Origin of the sequence: Lachnobacterium bovis (genome assembly GCF_900111325.1) — a bacterium.
Lineage (GTDB): Bacteria > Bacillota > Clostridia > Lachnospirales > Lachnospiraceae > Roseburia > Roseburia bovis_A.
In genome coordinates this window covers 33,245-50,856 of the sequence record NZ_FOGW01000011.1, presented here as the reverse complement: position 1 = coordinate 50,856, position 17,612 = coordinate 33,245, and the positions used below count along the sequence as shown (strand labels likewise).

Below are 17,612 nucleotides of genomic sequence, written 5' to 3'. Positions count from 1 at the left end.
TCTCCTCATTATTATTTAAGTTTAAACTGTATTTCACTATTACTTATTGTTCCGACTAATGTTTTAAGGTCTTCTCGCTGAACAAAATACCCTAATACTACTTCCTTTGTTTCCCCTTTTTTTATCCTATAATGAAATTTTTGTTCTTTATCTGCTTTACCCGCCTCACTAAAATACACTGGATAATAATGGTTTACGGGATTTCCTCCAAATAAGGTAATTTCATAACTAGTAAATTCATCCTTTTTTGTTATCCCTTCTGCGTCTATATTTGAAATTTTTAATTTAATCGTAATAAAAACACTATCTTTTTTCATTGAAGTATCATCATTTACAAAATCTTCCAATTTTCTGTGTTTTTCTCCAACTTCTTGTTTTGCATATTGATTATGTGGTTCTTCAATACTACTCTTTTCAATTTGTGCATCTTTCAATGATTTATTTTCCTTATATTCTAATATTTTATAAGTCATTTTCCCTTTGACAAATGGATTTGTAAATTCTTGTTCTTTTTTTAATGCCTTTTTACTCGCTTTTAATTCATATACACTTTTCCCACTATCAACATTTTCTTTCGATTTTATATTGCATGCTGTAAAATTTATTAGCACAATAACTCCTATTGCAAAACAAATCTTATGTTTTATTTTCATAATTTCCCCCTTTATTGTTTATATTTTTTAGATTATTATATCGCTTTTTAGATTATTATACCACTTTCTTTAGATTTTTTTTAATTTTTAAACAAATTCTGACATTCATGATAATATCCTTTAATACTTTGCTTTTTGATTTTTAGCTAGAAAAACTTTCCAATTATTATTTTTCATAAAATTTATATCCGATTCCCTTTACATTTACGAAATACGTCTTCCCTTCCCCTAATTTTTTTCTAAGTCTGCACATTTCTACATTAAGGGTATTAGTTTTTTCTATATCACAATCCCATATTCTATCGATTATATATTCCCTCGGTACTATTTTGTTAGGATTTTCCATAAAGATTTGTAAAATCACCATTTGATTTTTTGTTAACTCTAAATTTTTTCCACCCTTGTTAACTGTATTGTTATCTAAATCAAATACAATATCCTTTACCACCAGTACACGATTTTTATGATACTCTAATAGTTTTTTTAACCTCATCTCTACTACATCTGATATATCCAGTCTCGATGTATACTCCGCTTTTTCATATTTTAAAATTTTCTTTTCTAGTTTTGCACTATATTTATTAGAAACTATAAAAAATATATTTTCTTTATTCATCTCCTTAACATAAGAAAAAAGTTCTAATAAATCGCCTTCATCTCCTATGTCGCCACCCCTATTTTTATAGTCTATGCAAGCCCCTATAAAGTCATATTGTAATAAATTTTCATTTCCTAAAGCCATTTCTATATTTTCTTCAAAAGATAAAGAATCATTTTCTTTAAAAACTTTTTTTACTATCTGCTTAAACATAATATTTTTCCCTATAATTAGTGCCTTCATGTCTTTGCCTTCCTGTCTATAATAACATTTCAAGGACAAACTGAACTGCAATGTCCAATTTGTCCTCTAATAACCAATCCTTACATTTCCATTATTATAACATATTTGTAACAACATGTTCTGAAAGTACTTTTTTAATTGATACTATAGCTGTAAAAATGCTTACAACTAAGTTTATAATTGCAATGAAAACTATTGCCTTTAAATCGTATTTTACAACTGGATGATAAAGAAAACATACACTTTTAAGGTGTTGACACATTAAATTAGTAACAATATATATTCCTAAAAACATACACAAATTTGTATAAATACCATATATTGCCCCTTCTTTGGCCATTACTCTCAATATTTTTTTCTCGTTTGTTCCAATTGCTCGGATTATTCCAATTTCTTTTTTTCTTGATGAAAACATATGTCGCATACTATTAAGCATATTAAAAATGCTAATTAAAATAACGGAAATTGCCAAAACATCTATTAAATTTTCTTGGCGACGTAAACTTGCGTTTTGTTCTTCTAACTGTGTTCTATTATCTTGGAAATTCATTCTTGGAACATCCTTAACAACTTCTTGTACATCATTTGCTAACTTTGCACTATCTACGTCTTCTGTTTTATCAGCACAAGCTATATCATATTTTGAAATTCCATATAACTTTTCCATTTCTTTATTCGACATAATCAAATCTAAACCATTACCTGCTGTCCAATAATCGCTAGATACTAATCCCATACGAACTGTTGCTAACACAGTTAACTCTCTAGTTTCATATCTTGCTTCATCGCCTTTGAATGTTAAAATATCTAGCTCATTTTGATTTTGTAATTTTGGTGTTTTAACTTCTAATGTATCTCCAGCTTTAATATTTAAAATGGTATTAGTTGCTCCTGTTGCACCGTCAACTGGAATAATCACTATTACATATTTTCCTGTATCAAGTTTTGCTTTATCTATTTTTCCTGTTTCAAGATACATCTTCTCTTTTTCAAGCATATCTTCATCATAACCATTTATATCACCTTTTAGTAGATAGTTGTTATTTAAATCTTTATTTAATATTCCGTTGAAATAGCCCTTTAATCGCTTATCTTTATTTGCTTCTTTATATGATGCATCTGATACCATTTGCTTCTTATGAAGTTTAGTTTCTCCCATAAATTGCTTAAACGCATATATGTTTTTAATTCCATCAACCTTTTTAAGTCTATCTAAATCGCTATTTTTTAGTCCTGAATCAAAAACGTTATTTTCTGATTTAAAAGCATAGTCATAAGCTAACCCTTCATCTCCACCTGCAACTCTCATTTTATTTTCTTCTTTTATAGTAGAAAAATAATAATTAGATCCGCAAAGTATAACTCCGCAAAGAGCTAAAGAAATAATAGTGCATGCAAAAGATACCGGTCTCATTTTACGATATCTTGAAAAAATAGAAGGAATTAAATCTCTTTTTTTACTAGATAAAATAATTCTTTTTTTCTTTAAATGTTTACTTATTTCTTCGAATGAGTTAAGCAAAGTTTTCTTATTTATTTTGTAAGTTATAATATATGACATCACTACAATTAAAATAAGGTATATCGCAAACCCAATGCTTATAGCATTTTTGCTTAATATGAAAATATTAGACTGTGATACTATATAATCATTTGGTCGTAATTTAAACAAGATTTTTGAGCCATAAAATCCTACTACTGCACCTATCGTATAACCTGCTATTAAAAGAGTTAATAACTCATTAAATATGATTCTAAACAATTTATATTTAGTCGCTCCTAATGTTACAAGTATTCCATATTGTCTCATTCTTTGTGTCAAAATAATATTTAATACACTATATGTAATAAAGCATCCAAACACTGCAAATAATATCGCAATAACCTTTTCATTTGATGCAATCTGCTCTACAATTTGTGCAAAAGTGCTTTCATCTTCAGATGCAGCATAATAACCTAAAGCTTCTGTCGTATCTCTGTTAACTAAATAATTTTTTGAAGAAACTTTAAACTCATCTTTTAAGGTTTTACTTTCTTTTAAAATATCTGATTGATAATCAAAATTTACATTTACCTCATACTTAGGACTAATCGGTTCCTCAACATCTACAAATGTATAACCTACATTTGTATTTGATGTTTTCATGTATGAATCCGAAACTATACCAACTATTTTATATTTTTTACCTTGAAATTTCATAGATGAATTTATTGCTTTTGTCAAAGACATATTAGAAATGCTCCACTCTTCAATTAGCATTTCACCTTTTTTATTTGGATATCTTCCCTTAAGTAATTTAATATTATTTTGCTTAAAAAAATTTCTATCGCATAAATATAAATCAAAATATTTTGGCTTATCTATAGAATACATTCTACTCAAAATACTCCAGGAATCTACATCTGCTTTGGAATTCTCTATCTTTTTTTCAATGTTTTTATAATTTTCATTTTCAATTCGGTATTTATATTGATAATTTCCTGTTTGTTTGGCATAATATTGGCTTTTATTAATCTGCATACTTTTTAAAGTTGATGTGACACCCACCAACAAAATTGTTGATACAACAATACATAACAATAAAGCAAAAGTATTATTTATATTTTTCTTTATATACTGCCACGAAATTTTATACATTTGCTGTCACCTCTTCTAGTTTTCCGTCACTAATACGAATCTGTCTATCACATTTTGCAGCCATATCATTTTCATGAGTAACCATAATAATTGTCTGATTATATTTTTTTGAACATTCACCTAATAGATTCATTACTTCTAATGTATTTTTTTGATCAAGATTTCCTGTAGGCTCATCTGCCAAAATAATGTCTGGTTCAACAAATAGAGCTCTTGCTATTGCAACCCTTTGTTGCTGACCTCCCGATAATTCGTTTGGATAATTTTTTCTCTTATTCCAAATCTGTAAAGATTCCATTAATGATTTTGCTTTTTCATGGTCTATTTTACATTTACCGTTAATCGTTGCACCTAAAACTACATTGTCATATACATTTAACACTGGAATTAAGCTATAATTCTGAAAAACAAATCCAATATGTTTACTTCTAAATCTAGTTAATTTATCATTTTTCAATGCAGTCATATCTTTATCTGCAATTTTTATTTTTCCTGATGTTGGGACATCTAAACCTCCCAACAAATTTAAAAGAGTACTTTTACCAGAACCTGATGTTCCTACTACTGCTACAAATTCTCCTTTTTTAATACCAAAAGATATATTTGATAAGGCCTCCACCTTATTTTCATGGCTTCCATATTCTTTGCATAAGTCTTTTACTTCAATAATTGTTTTCTCCATCATATGCTCCTTTTTAACAATAAGCTTTTTGCATACATTATACTCCCTTATCATTACTTAAACATTACTTTTTGTTTCCTTTTTGTTTTTAATTTAACTTTCATTTTTCAAAACAAAATCATAATAAAAAAAGTGCAATAAATCAGTTTATAAACTAATCTATTGCACTTATTACTATATAATATTCTTATATATTCATTTTAAGAATTACGTCTTCCACTTGTAAATTTTAGTCTTGCCATAGCTCTTTGAAGTGAAGCTCTTGAATGATAATATTCTTGAATACTCTGCTTTTGTCTAAGCTGTTCTTCTGCTCTTTCTTTCGCTTCTTCCGCTCTGGCTCTATCAATATCTTCTGGTCTTTCAGCTGTTTCTACAAGTAAAATAACACGGTTATTCGCAATTTGGACAAATCCTTTTCCAACTAAAGCAACTCTCCATTCCGAAGATCCTTCTTCCTGAAACTTAACTTCCCCACCTTTTACAGCAATAACCATATCTTCGTGATAAGCTAATATTTCTTTTTGTCCATCAAACTGAGGAACTATTAAAGATCTAACTCTACCATTAAAAAAATCTCCAGTGGCCGCAATAATTTTCAAATAATATGAACTCATACATTAAGCCCCACTTTCTTTCATTGCCTCTGCTTTTGCTTTTACATCTTCTATAGTACCAACGTTAAAGAATGCAGCTTCTGGATATTCATCCATTTCGCCCTCTAAAATTGCTTTAAATCCTTTAACTGTTTCCTCTAATGGTACATATACACCTGGTACACCAGTAAAGTTTTCTGCAACATGGAATGGTTGTGATAAAAATCTCTGTATTTTTCTTGCACGATAAACTACTAATTTATCTTCATCACCTAATTCTTCCATTCCTAAAATTGCTATAATATCTTGTAATTCTTTATATTTTTGTAATGTTTCCTGCACTCGTCTTGCAACTTCATAGTGTTCTTCTCCAACAACATCAGCTTCAAGAATACGTGAACTTGACTCTAATGGATCTACTGCTGGATAAATACCTTGTTCAACAATTTTTCTTGATAAAACTGTTGTTGCATCTAAATGAGCAAATGTTGTTGCAGGAGCTGGATCAGTTAAATCATCAGCTGGTACATAAACTGCCTGTACCGATGTAATTGAACCACTCTTTGTTGATGCAATTCTTTCTTGTAACTCACCCATTTCTGTAGCAAGTGTTGGCTGATAACCTACGGCTGATGGCATACGTCCTAACAATGCAGATACTTCTGATCCTGCTTGTGTAAAACGGAAAATATTATCAATAAATAATAACACATCCTGATTTCTTTCATCTCTGAAATATTCAGCCATTGTAAGACCTGTTTCAGCAACTCTCATACGAGCTCCTGGTGGCTCATTCATCTGACCAAATACTAATGCAGTTTTTTCAAGAACGCCAGATTCTCCCATTTCTGTCCAAAGATCATTTCCTTCTCTTGATCTTTCACCAACACCTGTGAATATAGAATATCCACCATGTTCAGTTGCAACGTTTCTAATCAATTCTTGAATTAATACTGTTTTACCAACACCGGCACCACCAAACAAACCGATTTTACCACCTTTTGCATATGGTGCTAATAAATCAATAACTTTAATACCTGTTTCAAGTATTTCAACTGCTGGTTTTTGATTTTCAAAAGATGGTGGTTCTCTATGAATAACCCATTTTTCACCATCATCTAATTTTTTTCCGTTATCTAATGTTTCACCTAAAACATTGAACAATCTACCTAGAGTCTGCTCACCTACAGGAACCTTAATTCCATCACCTGTAGCTACAACTTCCATGTCTCTATGTAAGCCTTCTGATGCTGCAAGCATAATGCAGCGAACGGTGTTATTTCCAATATGCTGAGCTACTTCCATAACAAGACGTTTTCCTTCTACTGTTACTTCAAGCGCATCTTTTATACATGGCAACTCGATTCCTTCAGCAAATTCAACGTCTACTACAGGACCTAAAACTTGCACTATTCTTCCTGTATTCACTTGGAAAACACCTCCCTTTCTTATATTATTTCAAATTATTTTTTCTTTTTCTTTTTTTTCTGAGATTTAGCACCAGCAATTACCTCTGTTATTTCTTGAGTAATAGCTGCTTGTCTTGCTCTATTATATAAAATATCTAAAGAATGAAGCATATCTTTTGCACTCTTTGTAGCTGCCTCCATTGCCATCATTCTAGCATTTTGTTCACTAGAGAACGATTCGATGAGTGCACCATAAATGAATCCCACAACATAATCTGGTACAATCTGCTCCATTACTTTTTCTGGAGATGGATCAAACTTCAATTCTTCCATCTGAACATCTACCGGAATATCTGAAGCATTAAATTCATGTTTCTTTAAAGGTAATAACTGAGTTATTACTGCCTCTTCCTGCATTGCATTCTCCATCTTAGTAAATACAATGTGTACCTCATCTAACTCACCTTTTAAATATAACTCAAGAACAGTTTCTGAAATATTACGTGCTCTGTTTAATGATGGATTCTGAACTGTATACTGAAACTGTCGATCAATATCAATATTTCTATGCTCGAAATAATGTCTACCTAGCTCTCCTAAAACAAAAAGTTGGTAATTAGGACAATTTTTCAAATGTTCTTCCGCTAATTTCAAAACATTATGATTATACGCTCCTGCAAGACCCTTGTCGGCTGTGATAACGATATAACCTACTTTTACATCTTCTCTTTTTTTGCCTTCATTTGATTTAAAATAAATACTTTCCATATCTGGAATATGTCTCAAAATACGAGCCATTACTGACTGTAAAGTATAAAAATAATTCTCAGTTTTTTCTAAGCTTTTTCTTGCTTTTTTTAATTTAGATGATGAGATCATATACATAGCGTTTGTTATTTTTAACGTATCTTGTATACTACTCATTCTATCCTTTATCTCTTTTGTATTTGCCATTTAAGCACCTACTTTTATTCTTGACTACCTAATAAGTTCCTACTTATCTTGTATTCCTCTGCTGCTTTAAGTAAAGAACTAATAAGTTCATCATCTATTTTTTTGTTTGTTTCAATCTGCTGTCCAATTTCTGGATGTGTAGCATCCATGAATGATAACACATCTAATTGTGTACTTTTTACCTTTTTAACATCTACAATATCAAAGAATCCTTCATTAGCAAGTGTAAGTGTTATTACTTGTTCATGTAATGATAATGGATGATTCAATGGTTGTTTTAACAATTGCATAAGTGCACTACCATGTGCTAACTGATTCTTTGTTTGTTCATCTAAATCAGATGCAAACTGTGTAAAGACTTCCATTTCACGATACTGTGCTAAATCAATACGTATACTTCCTGATGCTTTTTTCATTGCTTTTGTTTGTGCCGCACCACCTACACGGGATACAGACAAACCAACGTTTACAGCTGGTCTCATACCCTCAAAGAATAAGTTAGACTCTAAGAAAATCTGACCATCTGTAATTGAAATAACGTTTGTTGGAATATACGCAGAAACGTCTCCAGCTTGTGTTTCAATGATTGGAAGCGCTGTAATTGAGCCTCCTCCTAATTCATCTGATAATCGACTAGAACGCTCTAACAATCTTGAATGTAAATAGAATACATCACCTGGATATGCCTCTCGTCCTGGTGAACGCTCTAATAAAAGCGAAATTGCTCTATATGCAACAGCATGTTTTGATAAATCATCATATACTATTAAAACATCTTTTCCCTGCGCCATAAAATATTCAGCTAACGCTGTTCCTGAATATGGTGCAATGTATTGAAGTGATGCTGGATCACTTGCTGTTGATGATAAAACAATAGAATACTCCATAGCGCCATTTTTCTCTAATGTAGAAACAACTTTTGCTACTGTAGACGCTTTCTGACCGATTGCAACATATACACAAATTACATCTTTTCCTTTTTGATTAATTATTGTATCTGTTGCAATTGATGTTTTACCGGTTTGACGATCACCAATTATTAATTCCCTTTGGCCTCTACCAATTGGGAACATTGAATCTATTGCTAGAATACCTGTCTCAAGAGGTGTATTTACTGACTTTCTATCAATAATACCTGGTGCCTCACGCTCAATTGGATTATAACCATTTGATTCAATTGCGCCTTTACCATCAATTGGTTCACCTAATGCATTAATAATTCTTCCAACAAACGCATCACCTACTGGTATACCTGCTTTTTTCTTTGTTCTTGTTACTTTTGTTCCTTCTTTGATTCCTGTGTCCCTTCCAAATAAGATAACACCTATCTCATTACGGCGGATATCCTGAACCATACCTTTAACTCCATTATCAAAGACTACGATTTCGCCATACATAGCATGATCAATACCGTAAATAGTAGCAATACCATCGCCTACGTAGATTACCTCTCCTGTTTCACGATCTGTTGCTTCCCATGAAAAATTTTCTATTTCTTCTTGGATAATAGAGATTATATCTGTCGCACTAATTGCGCCCACAGGACTCACCTCCTAAGTTAATTTTCTTTCCAATTGTCTTAGATACCCTTCATAACTTTCGTCATACTCAGTATTACCAACTTTAATAAGTCTCCCTCCTAAAAGTGACTCATCGACTTGAGTATCTAGAACTATTTTTTTATCTGGATATTTTTTCTGTAAAAACTCACTAGCTTCTTTTAATTCTTTATCCTTGGGATTTTGAGCAAAAAACACCTGAGCATTTACAATACCCTCAGCCATATCACACATACTAAAATAGCACTTAAAAACATCTTTCATTTCAGAAAGTGCATCATTTTGACATGACTTTCTTAAAAAGTTTTTGATTATTTCAGGCTGATTAGTTCTGTTTGAAACTTCATCTATGATTTTCATTTTTTTGCTCATAGAAACTATAGGATTATTTAAAACTGCATTTAATGCTGGAGTCGCAAAATACAATTTTTCTAATCTTTCAACATCAGAACGATTCTGACACAAACCAAACAAAACCTTTGCCTGATTAATTGCCTCTTGCGTCATTTTGTTCACCTGTTTTTATAATTTTTCTTGCTGCAATAAGTGCAAGTCTAGCAACTTCTGTAGAAACTTCTTCTTGTGCTTTCTTTTGCTCTGCTACAACATTTTCTTTAGCCTTTGCAATAATTTGCTGACTTTCAACTTTTGCATCTTTTATAATTAATTCTTTTTCTTTTAGTGCATTTTCCTTAGCTTCAAGAACTATCTTTTCTGCCTCAGCTCGCGCACCTTCAAGTTTTAATGCATACTCTTCTTTTTTTCTATCCGCATCTTCATTTGCCACTTTAGCGTCGTTAAATTGTTTTTTAATTAAATTTTCACGCGCATTAATGGTGTCCATTACTTGTTTAAAAAATAATTTTTTTATAACAACATACATAAAAAGAACGTTAATGATAGTTAAAATTATAGTACTTAGCTGAATATTTAACATATATAACCACCTTCACCTACGAGATTTAACTAATCAATAAATACTATTTTACCATAAAGATAATTAATACACCGATTACGAATCCGTATACGGCAGTTGCCTCAGCTAGTGCACAACCTAATACAAGGTTACTTCTAATTTTACCTGCAGCTTCTGGCTGTCTTGCAATTGCATCTACTGCTGATGATGTTGCTTTACCAATTCCAATTCCTGCTCCGATTCCTGCTAATGCTGCTACTCCTGCTCCAATTGCTACTAATGACATAATGATAATCTCCTTTACATTTATATTTTTTAATCCTCTGTTTCCTCTGCTATAAATAATGATGTTAAGAAAACAAAAACATATGCCTGAATTCCACCGTCAAACAAATCAAAATATAGACTGAATAATCCAGGTACAACTACTGGAACTACTAATTTTAAAAGTTCCATAATGATAAATGCGCCTAGCACATTTCCAAACAATCGCATACAAAGCGATAAGGGTTTAATAAAAATTTCTAGAATGTTAAGTGGTAACAATACCGGTACTGGCTGTGCAAATCCTTTTAGCCATCCTCCAACTCCTTTTTGGATAATTCCACTTACATGAATTAAAACAATACTCATCAATGCAAGTGCCACAGTAACACTCATGTCCTTTGTTGGTGGTTTAAATCCAAATATTCCAATAATGTTGGCAAATCCTATGTAAACCATAACCGTCATCAAATAAAAAATATATCTGACTCCATTTGCGCCAACACTTTCAGCAACTGTATCATATAAACCTTTTACAATCATCTCTACAACCAGTTGCCCTCTACTTGGATTTTCAACGCTTAGATTTCGCCCTAGGAAATAACACAATACAAATAGTATTGCCATAATTATCCAGGTAACTACCACAGATTCAGAAATGGGAATTCCACCTAATAATGGAATTTCAAAAACATTTCGACACTCCAATTGCTCTAACAAGTCTTTGATAAGAGCATCCATTCGTTAAGTCACTTCCTTTCTGAATACAACGCCATTATTTGATAGTCGATACATTCGCATACACACTCATCGGAAATACTATCGTTAATTTTCTTTTTGTGTCGTATATTAAATATGCACAAAAAAAATTAAATTATTGGGCAAGTATAATAACGAATAATTGTATACAAGTATAATCTATCATATGTTTTTAATGAACAATCTGTACTTATTAACCGATTTTAACACTATTTTGCACAATGTCAACACTTTACCTATTGTAATAGGTAAGTGTTTAATTTCCTCTTTTTTTCACTATTTTCAATATTTTTTTTGAGAAAAAAACATGATTTTTTGTCTATTTTTTCTATTGTTATCTAAAATAACTTTTACTCTTTAAAGAGAATCAGTATATTTTCATTTATAATCCATTCATTTTTCTATTATTTTTTGTTTCTTTTGTTCGTTTTTTCCTAACAAAATCGTAAATATAAAAAATAAAACATTTTTGGTATTTTCCACTTGCATATAATCTTCAAGGACATTATGATATATAAGGAAGTTATTTTTAGTATTAATTAAATTACAATATTCATAAATAAATATCTCATCATTCATGCCTTTGATGAGATATTTATTTTTTTAATTTATCTTAATTTCATCTTATGTAATATTATTTTTTTTTATTAAATTTTATGATATTATTTTTTTATCACTCAATTTTATCTGCATTTATCCGATATTTAAAGTGTAGAAACCTAATCATCTCTACGCAATAATTCTTCAAGAGCGGTATTTTCACTCTAGTATTATTCCCATTTTTTTTTATATAATTTTTGCAAGGAGGCTCTCGAATAATGAAAAATACTAACCCAAAAACTGGTAATGTTAAAAAAGATGTTCCTTTTTATAATTCTATTAGTGGAAAACTTGTTGTAATTCTTATCCCATTAATAGCTATAATTATGATAGTTTTGATGGCATTTGTTTTAGCACAAGCTAAAACTGTAATTTCTAATACAGCCAAAGACTCCTTAGATAATGAATCACATTATCAGGCTGAAAAATTAGCTCTACAATTAGAAAAAATAGTCACGCATTATGATGGTGTTGTAGAATCCATTGAAGAAATACAAGATGTTGATAATAAAGACATTCTTAGAATTCTAAAACCTACAAGAAGTTATTCAAATTTATGTTCTTCTGGTGTATATATTGGTCTTACAACTAAAGAATTTATATATTATAACGAACAAAATAAATCTGATTATTCCCTTGAAAACGATCCTTGTTTAAAAGATGGCTATGTTCCAGCAGAACGTAGTTGGTATACTGGTGGTATAAATAATGATCACTTCAAATTTATTGGTTCTCCTTATACCGACAGTTCAACCGGCGCTACTGTTATTTCAATGGCTCGAAAAATCAAATTAAAAGATGGAAGAAGTGGTGTTGCTGCTGCAGATATAGTATTAGATCCACTCGTTGAAACAACCTCAAAAATTAAACCTATGGATTCAGGAAGTATGATGTTATTTAGTGGAGATGACATTTTATCTTACGTAGATCCTAAACAAAATGGTAAAAAATTATCTGATTTGAAAGATGATAGTTTTGCTGTAGATTTACAAACAGTATCTAAAAAAGCTACAGAAAAGATTCTATACGGCGCAGAAAATCCAACTACAAGAGTAACCGCTGATGACGGATCTGTATATTATGCTTCTCCAGCTAAAGTTGGTAAAACTGGTTGGACTGTTGTTTGTTGTGTTTATGAAAAAGTTGTATTAGCTGATTTGTATAAATTCCAAAATATAGCATACATATTCCTAGCGATTGCACTTGTAGTATTTGCAGTTTTAATGTTAACTTTGATTACAGTAATTGTTTCGAAACCAATTAAAGCAATTACAGAAGTAATCAGTCGTATAACAGATAATGATTTTACTGTAGACATTGTTGCAAAATCTAAAGATGAAATTGGAGTAATGAGTAAATACTTAAAATTCTTCCTTGAACAAATGAATCAATCTTTGACAAATATAAGAAATGTTTCAAATGACTTATCATCTCAGGCTGATGGAAGTAGACTAGCTTCTGAATCACTTAGTACAGAGGCAACCGAGCAGTCTTCTGCTATGGAACAAATCAAACTTGCTATGGATGGTATGACAGATGCAGTAACAGAATTAGCAAACAATGCAACTGATCTTGCCGGTGAGGTTAACGAACTCATGGACAAAGGTGATACTGCTAATGAAACTATGAATACCCTTGTAACAAAAGCGCAAAATGGTCAACATGATATGGCGAATGTTAAAAAAGGTATGGAAGGCATTTCAGCTTCTATGAATGAAATGAACGAAGTTGTTTCTACTGTAGGTGAATCTACACAAAAGATCAACTCTATAATTGAAATGATTAACTCTATTGCTGAACAAACTAATTTACTATCTCTTAATGCCTCAATAGAAGCCGCTAGAGCTGGTGAAGCTGGTAAAGGTTTTGCAGTTGTTGCAAGTGAAATTGGAACTTTAGCATCCGATTCAGCCGATTCTACAACTCAAATTGCTGCAATTATACAAGATATAACTAAGCAAATTGATCAGCTATCAAATAAAGCTAAAACTAATGTTGAAGAAATCGCAAGTAGTACAGAAGCTGTTAATATTGCAGGCGATACCTTTGCTCAAATTTTTGATGATGTACAAGAAACAAATACAACGATAAAAGATATGATGGATATGATGTCTAACGTTGATAATATTGCATCTTCTGTTGCTGCAATTTCTGAGGAACAATCTGCAAGTAGTCAGGAAGTTTCTTCAACCGTTGAGAAACTAGCCATTAGTGCTCAACAAGTTGCTGCTGAAAGTGAAGAAGTAGCCGCTAGTGCAAATACAGTAACAGAATCTTCAACTAAGATAAACGATGCACTAAGTATTTTTAAAACTGTATAACTATCAATAATTACTATTCTCCTTTAATTATTGTTTTGTTACATTTTATACTCTACAAGGCTCCGTAATATATGTTATTACGGAGCCATTATTACGAACGCCATATTACAAAACCCTTATTATCATTTGAAATAGATGAATTGTAAACAAGAAATTGTTTGAATAATTCTTTGTTTTTAGTATAATTAAACTATAAATATTTATCAAAAGACATTATTTTTTAACAAAGGAGGAAAATAATGATATCTCAGGATAAAGTAGATATTACATACGAATTAGATGTAAAAAAAGATACACCAGTGAACACAAACTCATTTGGTGTTCAACCCGATTATCTTAACCAGATAAAATATAATCGTCCTGAAGTACCACTACATATCAGTGAACAAAATATTTCCTCTTTTCCTTCAAACCATACCATTCCCCATTGGCATGAAGATTTTGAATTACTTAGAATATTGTCTGGTGAAATGCATTGTAAAATTAATACAAAGGTCATAAATTTGAGAAAAGGTGATTGCATATTTATTAATTCATCTCAAATGCATTTTCTGTATTCTAAAAACAATACAGAGTGTTCCTATGAATGTATTAATTTACATCCATCTTTAATAACTAGTTCGCATTCACTACACGACGAATTTATCATGCCTTTTTTTAATGAACATTCACCAACGTATATTTATTATCCATACTACAGCAAAGAAACTGCTGCTATTCAACAGTTTATAGACAAAATCTGTATTCTAGAAAAAAACAAACCTAAAGCTTACGAATTAAGCATAATAGGTTTTATTGATATTTTATTTGTTAGCTTTTACGGAAAACTACCTGATGATGCCATAAGTTTAAATTATATAAATCGTCGCAAAAAAAAGAGAACTGATCTTTCAATATTGCAGACCATGATCTCTTTTATACATAATAATTATTCTCGAAAAATTTCTCTAAACGACATAGCTGCCTCAGGTGGTATAAGTAGAAGCAAATGTTGCAATATCTTTGCAGATTTCCTACATGAATCACCAAATGATTTTTTGAACTTTTATCGTTTAGATGTTAGTTATAAGCTTTTAAAAACAACTGATAAATCAATAACAGATATATCTGTTTTATGTGGATTTAAGCACCTAAGTTATTTTTCAAAAAGTTTTTTACAAAAATACAACTGCACACCATCTGATGTACGTAAAAAACAAGCTTAAATTCACTTTATAGACCAAATTTAGATTTTGCATATTCTACTACTTCTTTTAACTTGTCATTTGTACTTCCATAGGTTAAAGGAAGTAGTATTATTTTTTCCATTTTATCAATTTCTATTTTAGCTCTACGAACATCTTCATCTGTAATTTCTTCATACGGCTGTATTTCTATAAAATCAACTGCTAATTTTTTTGCCAAATTATAATCTATATCATTCTTATATACAATCCCTGCATGGAACGGAATATTTTCCTTCTGCAATTGTCTATAGACCTCTATCCCACTTCCACAATTAGATATAACCATCGTCTTTGCTTCTCCTACAACTTTAGGAAATTCTACCGTAGAAAAAATATAATCATATCCATTTTCTTCTCTATTTATACCATATAATTCATTTATTGTATTATCTTTGAAAATATCACTACTTTTGCCGTAATTAAATATAGATTTATCTTTTACACAGATCACATTATCTGATATTTTTTGTGCCAATTCCACTTCATGCAAAGTCATAATAATAGTTATATCATTCTCTTTTGCTAAAGTTTTTAAAATCTGCAACAATGAAATTTTATGTTTAATATCTAAAAAAGATGTAGGTTCATCTAAAATTAAAATTTCAGGATTTTGACATAAAGCTCTAGCTAGAAGAACTCTTTGTTTTTGTCCATCACTTATTTTATTAAAATCCATATTCTCTAAATCGTTTAATTTGAGTTTACTAATTATATCGTCAACAATTATCTTGTCATCTTTTTTTAGTACACCTAGTTGATTAGTATATGGATACCTTCCCATTTCAATCACATCTCTTACCGTCATAAGTTCTGGATCTATCTTATTAGTCAACATTACTGAAACTTTTTTCGCAAATTCCTTTTGTGAAATAGTTTCTATTTTTTTGAGTTCATTTTGATCATGTATTGAAATTCCGCCCGTAATCGGTTTGAGTTGTCGAATTATACTTTTTAAAATCGTAGATTTTCCCGCTCCATTAGGTCCGATTAGTGTTGTGATTTTTCCTTTTGTTATATCAAGATTTATTTTTTGTACAACAATTTTCTTTCCATATCCCACATCGACATTCTCTAACCTAATACATATCTCTTTTTTTCTATTCATTTACCTTCTCCTTGCGTTTCTTGAAATCAACATTACAATTACAATTGGAGCACCAAAAATTGAAGTCACCGTACTTATATTTAATTCTGATGGAGCTAATGCTACTCGTGAAACTAAATCACAGCCCATACAAAATACTCCACCACCCAAAAAAATCGCCGGTAAAACAATAATAGGCTTAATGGTTTTTAAAAGAAACTTAATTAAAAATGGGACTGCAATTCCAATAAATGATATTGGCCCCGCAAATGCTGTAACGCATGCAGATAGTATGCTAGATAGTAAAATTAAAATAACTTTAAATTTTTTCACATTTACACCAATTGTTTGTGCGTACTCTTCTCCTAACTGAATCGCCCCAATTTGTTTTGACATTAACCAAACTAGTACAAACACCACACCAACAAGTATTGCAATAAACCACACATTATCCATATTGCTTCCTGAAAAACTTCCCTGGGACCAGCCATGTAAATTAACAATGTCTTCGTCTGCTGCAAACGTAGTCAAAAAATCAGTAACTGCCGAGCATATATATCCCACCATAATTCCAGCAACTAATAATGATGACATATTATTTACTCTTTTCGATACAATAAGAATAAAAAATATAACCGCTAATGACCCTATAAACGCTGCAATAACCAATGTTATCGAACTTATATAGGAAAAATTTTTCAAAAAAACTATCAATGTAAAGGCAACTAACATTTTTGCACCTGATGAAATTCCTAAAACGTAAGGACCTGCAATTGGATTATGAAAAAAGGTTTGGAGTAAAAATCCAGATACTGCTAGGGCTCCACCTAAAATCATCGCCTCTAGCATTCTTGGAATTCTTATATCTAATATTATACTTCTTTTACTTTCATCAATATTTTGAGGATTAAAAAACACATCAACAGTATCTTTTAATGAAATTTCAGCCGTTCCCATATATATATTTAATAATGCAAAGAAAATAAATAATAAAATCAAGCCAGCAAATACTATACAATATCTACTTTTTCTTACTTTATTATATTCCGTATTTTCTATACTATTCATTTCATTTTTCATATATGCCTCCTCTGCATTTTTATATAACAT

16 protein-coding genes are annotated in these 17,612 nt (G+C 30.7%); 2 read left to right on the top strand and 14 right to left on the bottom strand.

Translation table 11 applies throughout. The features are described 5' to 3' along the window. Window positions 1-11: 11 nt before the first annotated feature. From BMY79_RS05940 to BMY79_RS05885, 12 genes are all read right to left on the bottom strand, one after another. The gene (locus tag BMY79_RS05940; RefSeq protein ID WP_074730581.1) at window positions 12-653 is read right to left on the bottom strand and encodes a hypothetical protein; all 642 of its coding nucleotides are present in this window, start codon (window positions 651-653) and stop codon (window positions 12-14) included. A 166-nt stretch (window positions 654-819) separates the two neighbouring features. Further along, on the bottom strand, window positions 820-1,494 hold the full coding sequence (locus tag BMY79_RS05935) for a winged helix-turn-helix domain-containing protein (protein ID WP_074730580.1): 675 nt from the start codon (window positions 1,492-1,494) through the stop codon (window positions 820-822). 94 nt (window positions 1,495-1,588) lie between these two features. Beyond that, the gene (locus BMY79_RS05930) at window positions 1,589-4,132 is read right to left on the bottom strand and encodes an ABC transporter permease (RefSeq protein ID WP_074730579.1); all 2,544 of its coding nucleotides are present in this window, start codon (window positions 4,130-4,132) and stop codon (window positions 1,589-1,591) included. After that, window positions 4,125-4,814 carry an ABC transporter ATP-binding protein gene (locus BMY79_RS05925; protein WP_022749113.1) on the bottom strand — a complete coding sequence of 230 codons (690 nt, stop codon included), beginning with the start codon at window positions 4,812-4,814 and terminating at the stop codon, window positions 4,125-4,127. The genes BMY79_RS05930 and BMY79_RS05925 overlap by 8 nt, the downstream gene beginning before the upstream one ends. A 200-nt stretch (window positions 4,815-5,014) precedes the next feature. Continuing rightward, on the bottom strand, window positions 5,015-5,431 hold the full coding sequence (gene atpC / locus BMY79_RS05920; RefSeq protein ID WP_022749114.1) for an ATP synthase F1 subunit epsilon: 417 nt from the start codon (window positions 5,429-5,431) through the stop codon (window positions 5,015-5,017). A gap of 3 nt (window positions 5,432-5,434) precedes the next feature. Then, window positions 5,435-6,838: a F0F1 ATP synthase subunit beta gene (atpD, locus tag BMY79_RS05915; RefSeq protein ID WP_022749115.1), complete on the bottom strand. Its 1,404-nt coding sequence runs from the start codon at window positions 6,836-6,838 to the stop codon at window positions 5,435-5,437. A gap of 35 nt (window positions 6,839-6,873) precedes the next feature. Continuing rightward, complete coding sequence (gene atpG / locus BMY79_RS05910; RefSeq protein ID WP_074730578.1) at window positions 6,874-7,773, bottom strand: ATP synthase F1 subunit gamma; 900 nt, start codon at window positions 7,771-7,773, stop codon at window positions 6,874-6,876. Between the two features lie 14 nt (window positions 7,774-7,787). Then, window positions 7,788-9,323 (bottom strand): F0F1 ATP synthase subunit alpha, encoded by a 1,536-nt coding sequence (atpA, locus tag BMY79_RS05905; protein WP_420358871.1) that lies wholly within the window; start codon window positions 9,321-9,323, stop codon window positions 7,788-7,790. Window positions 9,324-9,326: 3 nt separating this feature from the next. Next, window positions 9,327-9,839, bottom strand: a complete 513-nt coding sequence (gene atpH / locus BMY79_RS05900) for an ATP synthase F1 subunit delta (RefSeq protein WP_074730576.1) — start codon at window positions 9,837-9,839, stop codon at window positions 9,327-9,329. Then, window positions 9,820-10,269, bottom strand: a complete 450-nt coding sequence (gene atpF / locus BMY79_RS05895; RefSeq protein ID WP_022749121.1) for a F0F1 ATP synthase subunit B — start codon at window positions 10,267-10,269, stop codon at window positions 9,820-9,822. Before atpF ends, atpH begins: the two co-directional genes overlap by 20 nt. Before the next feature lie 43 nt (window positions 10,270-10,312). Next, the gene (gene atpE, locus BMY79_RS05890; protein WP_022749123.1) at window positions 10,313-10,534 is read right to left on the bottom strand and encodes an ATP synthase F0 subunit C; all 222 of its coding nucleotides are present in this window, start codon (window positions 10,532-10,534) and stop codon (window positions 10,313-10,315) included. 29 nt (window positions 10,535-10,563) lie between these two features. Further along, window positions 10,564-11,253 carry a F0F1 ATP synthase subunit A gene (locus BMY79_RS05885; RefSeq protein WP_022749124.1) on the bottom strand — a complete coding sequence of 230 codons (690 nt, stop codon included), beginning with the start codon at window positions 11,251-11,253 and terminating at the stop codon, window positions 10,564-10,566. Window positions 11,254-12,089: 836 nt separating this feature from the next. Between BMY79_RS05885 and BMY79_RS05880 the strand changes: the two genes are divergently transcribed. Together BMY79_RS05880 and BMY79_RS05875 are read left to right on the top strand one after the other, a co-directional pair. Continuing rightward, complete coding sequence (locus BMY79_RS05880) at window positions 12,090-14,192, top strand: methyl-accepting chemotaxis protein (RefSeq protein ID WP_022749125.1); 2,103 nt, start codon at window positions 12,090-12,092, stop codon at window positions 14,190-14,192. A 239-nt stretch (window positions 14,193-14,431) separates the two neighbouring features. Then, window positions 14,432-15,397 carry an AraC family transcriptional regulator gene (locus BMY79_RS05875; protein WP_022749127.1) on the top strand — a complete coding sequence of 322 codons (966 nt, stop codon included), beginning with the start codon at window positions 14,432-14,434 and terminating at the stop codon, window positions 15,395-15,397. A 7-nt stretch (window positions 15,398-15,404) separates the two neighbouring features. On the opposite strand, the gene BMY79_RS05870 is transcribed toward BMY79_RS05875, so the two are convergent. Continuing rightward, window positions 15,405-16,523, bottom strand: coding sequence for an ABC transporter ATP-binding protein (locus tag BMY79_RS05870; protein ID WP_022749129.1), 1,119 nt, complete (start codon window positions 16,521-16,523; stop codon window positions 15,405-15,407). Further along, window positions 16,524-17,582 (bottom strand): FecCD family ABC transporter permease, encoded by a 1,059-nt coding sequence (locus tag BMY79_RS05865; RefSeq protein WP_022749130.1) that lies wholly within the window; start codon window positions 17,580-17,582, stop codon window positions 16,524-16,526. It abuts the gene before it with no gap. Between the last annotated feature and the right edge of the window lie 30 nt (window positions 17,583-17,612).